Genomic DNA, 13,897 nt, shown 5'->3' on the forward strand with positions numbered 1-13,897 from the left:
AATTAGATAGCGATTGATATGATATCATTTGGGCAAACACGTAAAATACCTGTAAATCTGGTTGCGTTTTGGTTATTTTTATTGTTATTATCTTTATCATCTCCCGTAGCTAAAGCGGAGAAAAGAGCAACGCCGTTACAAAATCCTTCAAAAATAACATTTCTGAAAGTAACGTCGCCTCTAATAGTTAAAAGAGAAATTTCTGTTCCGATTGCAACGTGTCTAAGGACATTACATACTGCGTGTTTTTCTCTTTCTCTTTCTTTTTCTCTTTCTCTTTCTCTTTCTCTTTCTCTTTCTCTGTCACGATCACAGTCACGATTACGATGACAGTCACGATGACAATCTCTAAAGTCGTCACGACATCCAAAAGATCCAAACATAATTCTCATCACCCCCTTCACACTTATAATGTATGTAAGTTGTATATGTAGTGACTGGACAGAACGTGGAATTTTTACTGGGATATTTTCTTATTTTAAATGACTAGATGGGTATTTGTTACTTAATGGTATTTGGATAAGGATAAATGACAGGGGGAGGGAGGTCGAAACTTTTATTATTGTTTTTTTCTTTATTCAAGGATCTGAAATTCACGGGTAGTTTTTCCTTATTTATCCCGCTATTTGAGGACAGTAAGACCCCCCACTGGTTATGATCATATTTGAATCAATAAAAATCTTTAGGTGAGTCTTACTATCCACGCATAACTGGATATATAGAAAAGGATACCTTTATTTATAACGAGGTATCCTTTACACTTTTTTACTTTTATATAAAACGATTGCATATACGGGAAGAGCCAACAGTAATGGTACGATAGACTGTGAGATATGTAATCCTTCTTCTAGCTGGAGTGCTTTTTCTTTTGGGAATTGTAGCACTGTAATATTTGTGGCATCTCCAATAAAGTATAGAAGCAGTACAGTTACGGCATAGCTTAAAAATGCAATAAAGCTTCCATATGAATTCAATGAAAATCCCTCTCTTGTTATCTATTTGTTACTATTGTATCATAATTGTAATAAAAATACACCCTTTATATTTCATTGTATAACAAAATTCGACAAAATACTGTGATTTTAAAGGGGATAGAGAAATACTACTGTTCATATATGTTGGAATATTACAAAGAAATAACATAAAAAAACGAAGGGAGATACCCTTCGTTTTTTTATGTTATTGTGGGGCTGTTTACTTTGCCCATTCCGTTATTTGTTCGACATTCATACGTGGTGCTGGATGTCCTTTTAATGTAGATTCACCAATTGTAATTAGCATGATAGGTACATAACGAGAAGAAACATTAAATTCTTCCATTAGTGCTTGTGGGTTAAATCCACCGATTGCACAAGTGTCCCAGCCAGTTGCCTTAGCTGCAAGCATAAGTTGCATTGTGGCTAAGGATGCATTAGAGAAGGCTGCATCTCGTGGATATTGTTCACGTTTATATGCAGATTCAATATTTTGTGCTAAACGCTCTTTAGCTTCTTCTCTCATAAACCCTTGCTCTACGATAGGTCCATATACAGAATCGATGTTTTTATTTGCTTCTAGATCACCTAAAATAGCGACTACTGCAGAAGCATCAAGAATTTGTTGTTGATTATAAGCGATTGGATGTAAACGGCTTTGTACATCTTTACCTTGGAAAACAAGAAACTTCCAATGTTGTAAGTTCCAAGCTGATGGTGCTTGACCAGCTGCTTTCAAAATTTCTTGTAATTCCTCTTTTGAAATTTCTTTTTCAGAATTGAATGCACGATTAGATGTTCGTTCATATAGAACAGTAAAGAAATCTTGCTGTGTCATAATATGCCTCCTAAGTTTTATGTGGATTTATAAAAAATACCATATGTAACAATTTTGTACTTACATTTTGTAAGTTATCACTGTAAAAGAATATAATATCTTTATTTTAATTGTCAAGTTGTTGAGAATAGAAGAAAAAGGGGACATTCGTACAATCGCTGTCATGCATGTAGTCATACAATAAAAAGATGATTCACAGATCAAGAAGAAATATGTAAAGTGAAGCTCCTGTCAGTGGGAGAGTTCTTTGTTCCTGCTGATGCTCAGCCCTCACCAATCGAGTTCTTTTGATAACGGCCCTCTTATAGAAAAGGAAAGTGAAGAATTCAGTAGAACAGGATATATGAAGTGAGTGAAGACCAGTGGTGAACATACTACATTTTTTATTAGAGAATACGGTTTTTCAAAATGTATTACAGGATCTCCATGTAAATGTACTTTATATAGAAGAAGGATGTAATCACCAGTATACGATTGATAATATACATCCAAAATGTATGTTTATAGCAAATAGTTTTGAAGAAGGGGAAATGTTATTTGAAAAAGTGCGACCACAAATTGTGATCATTTATGTGTCGAATGGTGCACAAGTAGAGTGTATAAAACACATATATAATTCGATGAGTTCTTTTATTGTTATCTGGGATCAGCCGGTGACTTCAAAATTTGTAGAGTTGCTTACAATAGGAGTACGAAATATTGTTATAGCTCCTGTTACACCACAGGTTGTGCTGGAAGAGGTAAACAAAAGTCTCTATCAATTATCACTATTGCAACAAGTGACTATTCAGCAAGAGCTTCTTCAAATGATGTTTGATTTTCAAAATGATTTATTATTCATTGTAGAAGATGATGAGATCGTCGACTGTAATACGAACTTTTTGAGTTTTTTTGGATATGAAAATTTATTTTCATATCATGAGAATCATATGGTATTTGCGGAACATTTCATTCAAGAACATGGATATTACGCAACAAATCACGATATAACTTGGCTTGATGATTCTTTAGCGCAAGCAAGAAAAATAAAAATGTATAGTCATGAAGGCGAAGCGTTTGTTTTTTTATTACGTGCTGCACCTGTACCAGAAGATTTGTCTAGGTTTATTGTTAAGTGTACAGATATTACTGAATTAGATGAATTATATCAAGAGCAAGAACAACTTGCTGCAATTGATTCTTTAACAGAAATATACAACCGTTTGAAGTTTCAACAATTATTGGAAGAAAAATGGAAAAGTGAGAAACGAGTAAATCAAACAATGGCGCTTATTCTTTTTGATATAGACGATTTTAAAAAAGTGAACGACATATATGGACATGATTTTGGTGATTTAGCATTAATTCAGTTAGCCGAACTTATGAAATCTAAAATAGCACCCCAACATATTTTCGCGCGGTGGGGTGGAGAGAAATTTATTATATTAGTAATAAATACAACGGAAAAAGAGGCTTTCCAAGTTGCTGAATCGCTACGTTTTTTTATTGAAACAAAGCAATTCTCTAGCATTTCAAAATTAACCGCAAGTTTTGGAGTTGCCTTATATGAGCAAGGAATGACAAAAGAAGAATTGATGCAGCGAGCAGATATTGCTTTATATGAAGCGAAAAAAAATGGAAAAAACCAAGTACGTTTATATAGAAAAGAAAAAATGTGATTTTTTCGCAACAAAGTGTTGCGATTTTTTTCTGTTACCCGATAATAGAAAGAGGGGGCCATTTATAAGGAAGTAACTGCGGAGGTTTTTGAATGATAAAAAAATTGATTATTATGGTCTTGATTTGCTTTATAGCATGTGGAAGTGTGTATTACTTTTTTTATATACCCAAGAAGCAAGAAGCATTAACTTCGAAGGCAACTTCTTCTGTCGAGTCTGAGTTACAGGATAATTTAGAAGAAAAAAAGGAACCGCCAATTGATTATGCTAGTGTGGCACAAAAGTTAGATCAATATTTAAAAGATAAAGATTTTAATGGAACGGTTCTTGTCACAGATAAAGATCGTGTTGTGCTGAATAAAGGGTATGGATATGCAGATGTTCAAAGTAAAATTGAAAATACACCACAAACAAAATATCGCATCGGTTCCATTACTAAGACTGTTGTGGCAACATCGATTTTACAGTTGCAAGAGCATGGAAAGTTAAATATTCAGGACAATGTGAATAAATATATACCTTTATTTCCAGCAGATAAAAATATCACATTATACCATCTTCTAACACATACTTCTGGTTTACCAGAGAAGGGAAAGGGAAAAGTGAATGCTGCATCACGTTTGAATTTGGTTACTTGGATTGGAAAGCAACAAGTAGCTTTTCCGCCAGGAACTGGTTGGAAATACAGTGACTATAATTATATGGTGCTTGCTTATATTATAGAAAATATATCTAAAAAGTCTTTGGGAGAATATGTAAAGGAAAATATATTTGCACGAGCGGACATGCATGAATCAGGTATGGGAAATATGGTGCCAGGAGAGCAACATTTCACGCAAGGGTATCAAAAGAAAGACAATGTACTTGTACCAGCGCCCAAATTAGCAATGAACTGGCTATATGGCTGTGGTGAGATGTATACTACAGTTGGGGATATGAAGAAGTTAGATGAAGCAATTATAAACGGAAAACTTCTTTCAGAGAAAAGTATACAAGTGATGTTTACACCATCATCAGAAAAGAAATATGCATTTAGTTTCTATATATATCCCGATTATTTTCATAACCATGGTGTAGTTGCTGGGTGGAATACATTTAATAACTTTAATAAAGATAAGGGAACATTTGTTATTTTATTCTCAAATGTGAAAAATGGCATAAATGATGATTTTAATAAGGAATTCCGGAAGATGGTAAGCAATTTATTAGAACAAAGGGGATGAGTAGATGAAACAAGTAATTTCATCAATTGGTTTTATCGGTACAGGTGTTATGGGGAAAAGTATGGTACATCATTTATTACAAGGTGGTTATACAGTATATGTGTATAACCGTACGAAAGAAAAAGCAACTTCCTTATTAAAAGAAGGGGCACATTGGTGTGATTCACCAAAAGAATTGGTGGAGAATGTAGATGTTGTTATGACGATGGTAGGATATCCGCATGATGTAGAAGAAATCTATTTTGGAACAGAGGGAATTCTGGAACATGCAAATGAAGGGACAATTGCAATTGATTTTACAACCTCTACACCGACGTTAGCAAAACGTATATATGAAGCTGGAAAGAAAAAGAGTGTACATACGCTAGATGCTCCGGTATCAGGAGGGGATATTGGAGCAAAAGAAGGCAGACTTGCTATTATGATTGGTGGAGAGCAAGAAGTATATGAAGTATGTCTCCCTTTGTTTGAAAAACTAGGAGAGAACGTTCAGTTACAAGGGCCAGCGGGAAGTGGACAGCATACAAAGATGTGTAATCAAATTGCAATTGCATCGAATATGATAGGTGTTTGTGAAGCGGTAGCGTATGCAAAGAAGGCAGGTTTAGATCCAGAGAAAGTACTACAAAGTATTTCAACTGGAGCAGCCGGTAGTTGGTCATTAAGTAATTTAGCTCCACGTATGTTAAAAGAGGACTTTGCACCAGGATTTTATGTGAAACATTTTATGAAGGATATAAAAATTGCGTTAGATGAAGCTGAAAAGTTAAAGTTACCTGTACCTGGGTTAGCTCTAGCAAAAGAGCTATATGATGAATTAATAGAAGAGGGAGAAGAGGATAGTGGCACACAGGTGTTGTATAAGAAATATATAAGGGGGTAATGTGATGAATTTAGAAAAGTTTGACGGGATGATCGATGTTGTACAGCGTGCGACTTGTATGCCAATCAATGATAAGCAACAAGCAGCATTTAAACAAAAGTATGATTTTGAGCCAACATTTGAATATGGACGTGATGAAAGCGGCCATTACGTGATTCGAACATCAAAGAAGATGTTAGAAGAAATGGAATTTTATTTAGCTTTAAAGTATGATCGGGAAGGTATTGACCTTTATATGCATGCTGAAATTGATGGAGTATGTTATGTATCTGTTAGCTACGGAGAAGATGCTCTTCACTTACAAGAACTATTTCAGTTTTTGGAAGATAATAAATAAAAAGTCCTCGTTTGAGGACTTTTTATTTTGTTTAATATATTTTTTTAGGAAAATTGGAAGCTAATTTTGACAAAGGTAGGTTGTATTAAGGTAGATGTATTGTGAGGATATAAAAATGTGAGATACAATGTAATGGGATTATAAGCTAGAAGCACGACGAGAGCGTTCGATTGGGAATGGAATGATTTTGGCCATATGATTGCGACTAAATTGCTTTGTACGAGCGTGACGTAATATATATAATGCAAAGAGAATAGCGACAGGTATAGCACCGTACAAACCAAAAAGTAAAGCGCTTACAGAAGATGCGACAAAACCTAACATACCGATTTCTAATTCCTCCATAATTGCCCCGAGAATAGCAGGAATAGCTCCACAAGTAACCCCAAGTATAAGTGCTATAATTAAATTCATGTTCTTCCTCCTCTTTTTGCGGTTTTCTGTTCAATTCATTTTCTATTATTTGTATTATATCATAATTTAAACAGAATTTTCAGAAAAAGTTCAAAAAATGTTCAAAATTTATTGAGAAACATACTTGATAAAATAAAAAATATCATGAGGAACCATTCGCCCTTGATGATGAATCCTCATCCATCAGGAGATATTGCAAGGAGAGAGAAAATAAAAAAGCAGGCTTATTTCATATTCGTGAAATAAGCCTGTTCCATAGGAGGATGTATATATGTAGAGTGAATAAAAGGAAGGAAAAGGGGATCCAATCCCTTTTATTCAACTAACTACCTTAATAAATAGGAACCCAGCCTTCTGTTGTAACGAAAATACGAATAGCTACAACTTGGCGATCATCTTGTAATGTGAAATAATGTCTTGCATTTTCAGGTACAGAAATTAGATCACCAGGCTCAAGTTCAACATCGAAGAAGCGACCATCCTTGTCTTGGATAGCAAAGATACCATGCCCACTGACGATAAAGCGAACTTCATCGTCAGTATGATAATGCTCTTGTTTAAAGTTAATTAATAACTCATCGAGGTTAGGTGTTGCATTTGAAAGGGAAATAACATCATGTACTTTATAACCTCGACGTTCTGAAACATCAGTGATTTCATTGGAAAATACTGTTAAAATTTCTTTTTTGTTTTCATCAGTTAAGAAGTAGTTTTCTTTTAAATGAGTAGGAAGTTTTGAAATATCCCATTTCTCATATAAAACGCCTTCTCCATGTAAAAATTGCTTTACTTCCTGTTCATTTTCAATACGGGTATTTATTTCATGAATACGAATTTGCGCCATGTGAAACGCCTCCTTGAATTGATAATAGTTTTATATGAAATTGGAATAAAAACTCATATGCTTCTAATCTTTTCTTTGCATCAAAGCTATCTTTTCCCCAAACGGTAATGCCATGGTTGCGAATCAATATAGCTCCAGCATCATCATGAATATGTTTTCGGAAATCTTCTCCTAACGTTGGAATATGAGCGTGATTTTCAATAACTGGAATTTTGATAGTGGCTCCTTCTTCCCATATATTAAGAGCTTTAATAATTTCTTGATTAGAAAATGAGATTTCTTTGTCGTATACGTTTGTAATTACATTGTTATCAATTGTATGGACATGTAAGACACATTCAGCTTCTGTATGATTGTAAATATGAGTGTGTAGCAATGTTTCTGCTGAAGGGCGTAAATCGGTTTCTAAAACAGCCTTTCCAGTTTGATCAACTAATAGAAAATCATCAGGTGTTGTTTTCGTTTTATCTCTTCCGCTTGCTGTAATAAGAAAGGTCATTGGAGTGTTACTCACTTTTATTGAAATGTTTCCACTTGTAGCAGGAAACCAGTTGCGATCCGTTAATTCTTTCTTTAATTTACTCAATTTTTCCCATTGACGAAAAAGTTGTCTCATTTTATCACCTCCAACAATTGCTGAACTTCTGTCTGTATGTCATAAAACGTTTCAAATGCTGTATAGGAAATTTGATGTTCTTGGCATTTTGTAATGAGAAAATCACGAGCGAATACTTTATCAGCAAGTTTTGCTGCTTGTAAATCTGTAATTGAATCTCCAATTACAATGTTAAAATCACCGTTTAAACTTAATTGCTGAATCAGTGTTGATTTGCAAAGACCGCATTTGTTTTTACAATGTTCATCGCAAGGATGAGGCCAGTTTACTTTAATTGTTTCCCCTGAAAAATCAGTCGTATTGCAATAAATATGATCTGGGCTGATTAGTCCTTTGAGAAGAGGATAGACGAAAAAATCCATTCCTCCTGATATAATATGAAGTGAAATCTGATTTATTTGGACAAACTGTGCAAACTCTTGGAATCCAGCCCGAATCACCGCTGTTTCTTTTATAAAAGTAGTGATGTCATCTTGTAAACTTGTAGGTAAAAGAGAAAACAATTCCCCTACACCTTCTTGAATAGAAAGTTCTTGTGATAGAATTTTTTGTTTAATCGTTTTGGCTTCTGGTGGAGCAAATTTTTCCATAATCGCAACGATATTATCATTGTTCGTAATCGTACCATCGAAGTCACAAAAAATTTGAAGACTCATTGTTTCACCCCACGTGATGGATTCCCCCATAATTGCAGTGCAGCATGTAAATCAGTGTTATCTACTTCATGCAATGGTGTTCTTTGCAAAGTGGCATCAATTGCTGCTCGAAATGCTCTTCCACCGCCTTGCGCTCCAGCTGGGTGACCATGAATACCACCACCTGCGTTAATGACAACATCCTTGCCAAAATCACGAAGGATAAACGGAACAAAACCAGGGTGAATACCAGCTGATGGAACAGGAAAGCTTCGTTTTAAAGAGTGATCTTTTTCAGTTAGTTTACTTGTAATAAGAAGAGCTTCTTTTTTTTCTAGTGCAACACTGCCGTATGGTGATGGAAATAAAGAGAAATCTGCACCAGCATAACGAAGTAGCTTTCCAAGTAGCAATGGATAAGAAAGTCCATATAATTCCGATGAAGCGTATGCGCCGCTTACAGCAGGATGTGCCATAATTGGAATCGATATATCATCATCTTCCGCAAGTGATTGCAATACATCTAATCCATACGAGAATACATTGAACAGAAGAATATCTGCACCAGCTGTGGCGGCACGTTTTGCATTTTCTTTAAGATCATATGTACGCCCTGTTAAATTCACTGCATATAAAGTCTTATGACCATATGTTTCGTATACAGACTGTAACACTTCTTTTCCAGAATGAATTCGTTTTGTGAGCGGTGTTAATGGATTTTCAAACAAAATCTCATCATCTTTTACAATATCTACACCACCAATTGCTTGATCACGGAGCTGTGTTTTTAAATATCCTATATTGCGTCCAAGCATTCCTTTGAAAATGCTCATCAGAAGTGGACGGTCGTGAATTTGTAAGAGATTTCTAATGCCCTCAATGCCAAATTTAGGGCCAGGGAAATGTTCTTTTAAGTCATCTGAAAATGTTAAATCAATCAGTTTAACTTCGCCATCTAGTGATAATTTTCCAAATGTTGTTGTCAAAATGGCTGGTAAATCAGGGCTGAAATTTAGTGATGGATAATGAATTTTAATGAGTCCACGTGTCGCTTTTTTTCCGAGATACGTATTTACATGCTCTTGTTCTTCTAATTGTTCTACATGAATGACATTGCCCTTATGTTGTTTTAATTGTTCTTGTAATAAGTGTGGTAAATGAGTCCATGAACCAATTGTTAAACCGAGAGCGATTTGTTCTGCTTTTTGGTTTAAATTATGAGAATCATCATGGATTAAATAGGTTGCTGTTATTCCGCTCATTTTTATAACCTCCTAGTTAAATAAAAAAACCTCTCAGCTAAGGAGAGGTTTTTTTACAACCAGCTCCTTATCTGTCAGCGTAATGCTGCGAGAATTAGCACCGTGCCTACAATTGTAGATCGGTTGCCGGGTTTCATCGGGCTCGTCCCTCCACCTGCTCTTGATAAGAAGTATTTAGAAATGTTTGAATTTTTACGATATCTGAATTTTGACAGAGTTTTTTTAGGATGTCAATGGTTTTTTGAAAATTTTTAATTTCTGGATTCGTTGAACAGCTTCTTGTAGTCGCTCTTCTGTATGTAATAATCCAATACGAACGTAGCCTTCGCCATGTTCGCCGAACCCGACTCCAGGTGCAACTGCTACATGTGCTTGTTCTAGTAATATATCGGCAAACTGTTCAGATGAAAAACCATCGGGAACGGGAAGCCAAGCGAAAAAAGAGCCTTTTGGTGCGACTACATTCCAGCCGATTGATTGACAAGCTGAAATAAGGGCATTTCTTCTAGATTCATAACGATCAACTAGTTCAGTTACACAAGATTGTGAACTTAATAGTGCCTCACGAGCAGCCTCTTGTACAGCGCCAAAAATGCTGACATACATATGATCTTGCAATAAATTGATTGTTTCAATTACACTTTCGTTACCGATAGCAAAGGCGATGCGCCAACCAGCCATATTAAATGTTTTTGATAATGTATAAATTTCAATGCCAACATCTTTCGCGCCATGTGCTTGTAAGAAGCTAGTTGGCTTGTTACCATCAAAACCAATTGCTCCATAAGCAAAGTCGTGAACCACTAAAATATTATTTTCATTTGCAAATGTAATTGTTTCCTCAAAGAACTCTTTTGATGCGACAGCACCAGTTGGATTGTTAGGATAATTTAAAAACATCAATTTCGCTTGTTTGGCAATAGTATCATCGATTTTAGTGTAATCTGGTAAGAAATCATTTTCTGGTAATAACGGCATCGTTTCAAATTTTGCTTTTGCTAAAGCGACACCTGATAAATAGTCAGGATATCCTGGATCGGGTACAAGAATTGGATCACCAGGATTTGTAAAACAAATCGGTAATTCAACAATCCCTGCTTTTCCGCCAAATAAAACAGCAACTTCTGTTTTAGGGTTTACTTTGACTCCATATTCACGTTCATAGAACGTTGCAACGGCTGTTTTTAAGTTTTCATGTCCGCGAAATGGCGGATATTTATGATGAATTGCTTTTTCTGCTGCACGTTGTAAAGCTGTTACGATATGCGGCGGTGTTGGTTGATCTGGATTGCCTTGCCCTAGATTGATAACATCGTGACCTGCTTCAACCACTTGGTTAACTTTTGCAACAAGTGAAGCGAAAAACTGTGTTGGTAAGGATGTTAAAATCTCGGAAGATTGAAAATATTTCATACTTTCCACCTCTTTTGAAAGTTGTTACAATTCTAGTGACAAATGATATAACCTTTCCAAGTTTTTGTAAAGAAAAAATAATTGAAAATGGGGCGGATAAAATGAAAGTCGCATGTATTCAAATGGATATTGCTTTTGGTGATGTGAGCACAAATATTGAAAATGCAAAGAAAAAAATAGAAGAAGCGATGCAAAGAAAACCAGACGTTATTGTATTACCAGAACTTTGGACGACTGGTTATGATTTAAAACGACTTCCTGAAATTGCAGATGAAGGAGGAATACAAACGAAAGAACTTCTATCAGAATGGGCGAAGCAATTTGCGGTGAATATTGTTGGGGGTTCTGTTGCAAAGCAAACAAAACAAGGTGTTACGAATACGATGTATGTTGTGAATCGCGAAGGTGAAGTGCAAAATGAATATAGTAAAGTACATTTGTTCCAGTTAATGGACGAACATAAGTATTTAATAGCTGGTGATGGAACTGGTGAGTTCACGTTAGATGATGTGCAGTGCGGGGGGACAATTTGTTACGATATTCGTTTTCCGGAATGGATGCGTGTTCATACTGTAAGAGGGGCAAATGTATTATTCGTTGTAGCAGAATGGCCGCTTGTTCGCTTAGCTCATTGGCGTTTACTTCTTCAAGCGAGAGCGGTAGAAAATCAATGTTATGTGGTTGCATGTAATAGAGCAGGAGAGGACCCGAATAATGTGTTTGCTGGACATTCTCTTATTGTTGATCCATGGGGAGAAATTGTAGTAGAAGCAGGAGAAGAAGAATCTATTTTACATGGGAAGCTAAATTTAGAAAAAGTTAAGGAGGTGCGTAAGGGAATTCCTGTCTTTACTGATCGACGTCCAGAATTATATAAATAAAAAATATTGACAAATGATTTTTATTCTTGTTATAGTCTGTAGCAGAAAGTTAAAAATTCAAATAAATCATGCAACTCTTATCAAGAGCAGGTGGAGGGATTTGGCCCGATGAAACCCAGCAACCGACCGTAATACCATTGTGAGATGGGGCGTTTATGCGCCAAAAAGGCACGGTGCTAATTCCAGCAGAAAGGATAGCTTTCTGACAGATAAGAGGGGAGAAGCTGAACTTCAAACCTCTTTCTTCATGGAAAGAGGTTTTTCTTATGATGAAAAACCTCTGAATTAAAAAAGGGGGATAAGAAAATGGGATATCGTTCATTAACAGAAGAAACAGCAGTTCAATATGTAAAAGAGCATGGATACTTTGAGAAAAAAGCAAAGGTAACTTGTCATGAAATAGGAGATGGAAATTTAAATTATGTATTTAGGCTCCATGATGGAGAACGCGGTATTATCATAAAACAGGCTCTTCCATATGCAAAAGTCGTTGGAGAAAGCTGGCCACTTTCGTTAAGAAGAGCCACAATTGAAAGTCAAGCATTACAAGTTTTTGCAAAATATGTACCAGAATATGTTCCGAAAGTATATGGTCATGATGAAGAGTTAGCTGTGACAGTAATGGAAGATTTGTCAACTCTTACAATTACTCGTAAAGGATTGAGTGAAGGGGAAGACTATCCGCCTATGGGTAGGGGCGGTCAGTTCCTTTTTTAGCCCCATACCATATGAAAATAGAAGGAGAAAATGAGTGGAGAACTTCTTTTGTTTTCATAACTGCGACTTATATGTCGGAAAATTAAAAGGGGTATATATAATATACAGTGGCTTGTTTTTTATTGCCCAATTTCCTTTCTTTTGCTTATTTATTTAAAAGAAAGGAGGGGAAATAGATGGGGGAATGGATATCTATGATCGGTAATGTTGGATTTCCAATTGTTGTGACATTATATTTACTGCATCGTATTGAAAGTAAATTAGATGGTGTAATTGTTGCAATTGAGAAATTACCACAACAGATGACAAGGTATGAAGATCCGCACGAAACAAAATGACAAAAGGCTTTGCTCTCAATGAGCAAAGCCTTTTGTAACAAAGATTATTGCGTCGTATAACCCCCATCAATAACAACTGCTTGGCCGGTTATTCCTTTTGCTTTTTCACTTGCTAAAAATAAAGCATAATCGGCAATTTCCTGAACAGCTAGCAATCGTTTTTGAGGTACGAGGGGATAGATGACATCCTCTAATACTCTTTCTAGTGGAACGTTTCGTGTTGTCGCTAAATCTTGGAGTTGATTCCTGACAAGAGGCGTATCAACATAGCCTGGGCAAAGAGCATTTACAGTAATGCCGTGTACAGCTCCTTCTAAGGCAGCAACTTTTGTTAAACCAATCACACCGTGTTTGGCACTATTATAGGCAGCCTTTCCAGCAAATCCGACAAGACCGTTAATAGATGCAATATTAATAATTCGTCCATACTTTTGTTTTTTCATAATTGGAAACGCATGTTTTATTGCAATGAACGGCGCAATTTGCATGATTTGAATAAGAAGTTCAAACTTATCGGTTGGAAATTCTTCAATTGGTGAGACGTGTTGCATACCAGCATTATTTATTAACACATCAAGTGAGCCGAAATTAGTAATAGTTTCAGAAATAGCTTCGGATATTTCTTGCTCAGATGTAACATCACATCTTAGACCGATTGCCTCATATCCTTCCTTGCGCAACTGTTCAGCAGCTTCCTTTGCACGATCTTCAAGGCGATCACTAATGACCACTTGTGCTCCTTCTTTTGCAAATACATTTCCCATTTCATAACCAATACCACTTGCAGCACCTGTTAAAAAGACAACACGATTTGTAACCACAATGAAAAACACCCCTTTATATAGAATTTATCCTATTGCTCTA

At 35.8% G+C, this 13,897-nt stretch carries 16 protein-coding genes, 1 pseudogene and 2 riboswitches; of the genes and pseudogenes, 7 read left to right on the top strand and 10 right to left on the bottom strand.

Annotated elements, in window-relative coordinates:
* Positions 1–2: 2 nt before the first annotated feature.
* The 3 genes from ACM6HU_RS08305 to ACM6HU_RS08315 form a co-directional block, all read right to left on the bottom strand.
* Entirely contained in the window at positions 3–383 is a 381-nt protein-coding gene (locus ACM6HU_RS08305; protein ID WP_414848107.1) for a DUF3915 family protein, read from the bottom strand.
* A 372-nt stretch (positions 384–755) separates the two neighbouring features.
* On the bottom strand, positions 756–974 hold the full coding sequence (locus ACM6HU_RS08310; protein WP_016116140.1) for a hypothetical protein: 219 nt from the start codon (positions 972–974) through the stop codon (positions 756–758).
* A gap of 220 nt (positions 975–1,194) precedes the next feature.
* Positions 1,195–1,812, bottom strand: a complete 618-nt coding sequence (locus ACM6HU_RS08315; protein WP_016116139.1) for a nitroreductase family protein — start codon at positions 1,810–1,812, stop codon at positions 1,195–1,197.
* A gap of 365 nt (positions 1,813–2,177) precedes the next feature.
* On the opposite strand from ACM6HU_RS08315, the gene ACM6HU_RS08320 reads away from it, so the two are divergent.
* From ACM6HU_RS08320 to ACM6HU_RS08335, 4 genes are all read left to right on the top strand, one after another.
* A complete protein-coding gene (locus tag ACM6HU_RS08320; protein WP_033671492.1) occupies positions 2,178–3,470 on the top strand; it encodes a GGDEF domain-containing protein in 1,293 nt (430 codons plus the stop codon).
* 92 nt (positions 3,471–3,562) lie between these two features.
* Positions 3,563–4,693 (top strand): serine hydrolase domain-containing protein, encoded by a 1,131-nt coding sequence (locus tag ACM6HU_RS08325; RefSeq protein ID WP_016116137.1) that lies wholly within the window; start codon positions 3,563–3,565, stop codon positions 4,691–4,693.
* Between the two features lie 4 nt (positions 4,694–4,697).
* On the top strand, positions 4,698–5,576 hold the full coding sequence (locus ACM6HU_RS08330; protein WP_003199866.1) for an NAD(P)-dependent oxidoreductase: 879 nt from the start codon (positions 4,698–4,700) through the stop codon (positions 5,574–5,576).
* 4 nt (positions 5,577–5,580) lie between these two features.
* Entirely contained in the window at positions 5,581–5,913 is a 333-nt protein-coding gene (locus ACM6HU_RS08335) for a DUF3909 family protein (protein ID WP_016116135.1), read from the top strand.
* 138 nt (positions 5,914–6,051) lie between these two features.
* Here the strand turns inward: ACM6HU_RS08335 and ACM6HU_RS08340 are convergent, their stop codons facing one another.
* The 6 genes from ACM6HU_RS08340 to ACM6HU_RS08365 form a co-directional block, all read right to left on the bottom strand.
* On the bottom strand, positions 6,052–6,327 hold the full coding sequence (locus ACM6HU_RS08340) for a hypothetical protein (RefSeq protein WP_016116134.1): 276 nt from the start codon (positions 6,325–6,327) through the stop codon (positions 6,052–6,054).
* Positions 6,328–6,658: 331 nt separating this feature from the next.
* Positions 6,659–7,171 (bottom strand): cupin domain-containing protein, encoded by a 513-nt coding sequence (locus ACM6HU_RS08345; protein ID WP_016116133.1) that lies wholly within the window; start codon positions 7,169–7,171, stop codon positions 6,659–6,661.
* Positions 7,149–7,787 (bottom strand): methylthioribulose 1-phosphate dehydratase, encoded by a 639-nt coding sequence (locus ACM6HU_RS08350; protein WP_414848108.1) that lies wholly within the window; start codon positions 7,785–7,787, stop codon positions 7,149–7,151. The genes ACM6HU_RS08345 and ACM6HU_RS08350 overlap by 23 nt, the downstream gene beginning before the upstream one ends.
* Entirely contained in the window at positions 7,784–8,443 is a 660-nt protein-coding gene (locus ACM6HU_RS08355) for a 2-hydroxy-3-keto-5-methylthiopentenyl-1-phosphate phosphatase (protein WP_016116131.1), read from the bottom strand. Before ACM6HU_RS08355 ends, ACM6HU_RS08350 begins: the two co-directional genes overlap by 4 nt.
* Complete coding sequence (mtnW, locus tag ACM6HU_RS08360) at positions 8,440–9,684, bottom strand: 2,3-diketo-5-methylthiopentyl-1-phosphate enolase (RefSeq protein ID WP_414848109.1); 1,245 nt, start codon at positions 9,682–9,684, stop codon at positions 8,440–8,442. The genes ACM6HU_RS08355 and mtnW overlap by 4 nt, the downstream gene beginning before the upstream one ends.
* Positions 9,685–9,748: 64 nt before the next feature.
* A riboswitch (SAM riboswitch) is annotated at positions 9,749–9,854 on the bottom strand.
* Positions 9,855–9,906: 52 nt separating this feature from the next.
* On the bottom strand, positions 9,907–11,097 hold the full coding sequence (locus ACM6HU_RS08365) for a pyridoxal phosphate-dependent aminotransferase (protein ID WP_414848110.1): 1,191 nt from the start codon (positions 11,095–11,097) through the stop codon (positions 9,907–9,909).
* A gap of 14 nt (positions 11,098–11,111) precedes the next feature.
* On the opposite strand from ACM6HU_RS08365, the gene ACM6HU_RS08370 reads away from it, so the two are divergent.
* The 3 genes and pseudogenes from ACM6HU_RS08370 (at position 11,112) to ACM6HU_RS08380 (ending at position 13,033) form a co-directional block, all read left to right on the top strand.
* Positions 11,112–11,978: a carbon-nitrogen family hydrolase gene (locus ACM6HU_RS08370; RefSeq protein ID WP_033671490.1), complete on the top strand. Its 867-nt coding sequence runs from the start codon at positions 11,112–11,114 to the stop codon at positions 11,976–11,978.
* A gap of 74 nt (positions 11,979–12,052) precedes the next feature.
* Positions 12,053–12,194: riboswitch (SAM riboswitch) on the top strand.
* Positions 12,195–12,284: 90 nt separating this feature from the next.
* Positions 12,285–12,689: pseudogene (mtnK, locus tag ACM6HU_RS08375) on the top strand (S-methyl-5-thioribose kinase); the annotation flags it as partial.
* 182 nt (positions 12,690–12,871) lie between these two features.
* Positions 12,872–13,033, top strand: a complete 162-nt coding sequence (locus ACM6HU_RS08380) for a YvrJ family protein (RefSeq protein ID WP_414848111.1) — start codon at positions 12,872–12,874, stop codon at positions 13,031–13,033.
* A gap of 44 nt (positions 13,034–13,077) precedes the next feature.
* On the opposite strand, the gene ACM6HU_RS08385 is transcribed toward ACM6HU_RS08380, so the two are convergent.
* On the bottom strand, positions 13,078–13,854 hold the full coding sequence (locus tag ACM6HU_RS08385) for a 3-hydroxybutyrate dehydrogenase (RefSeq protein WP_414848112.1): 777 nt from the start codon (positions 13,852–13,854) through the stop codon (positions 13,078–13,080).
* Positions 13,855–13,897 lie beyond the last annotated feature (43 nt).

It is taken from the genome of Bacillus sp. IT-79MI2 (assembly GCF_949768135.1).
GTDB classification, from domain to species: Bacteria; Bacillota; Bacilli; order Bacillales; family Bacillaceae_G; genus Bacillus_A; species Bacillus_A pseudomycoides.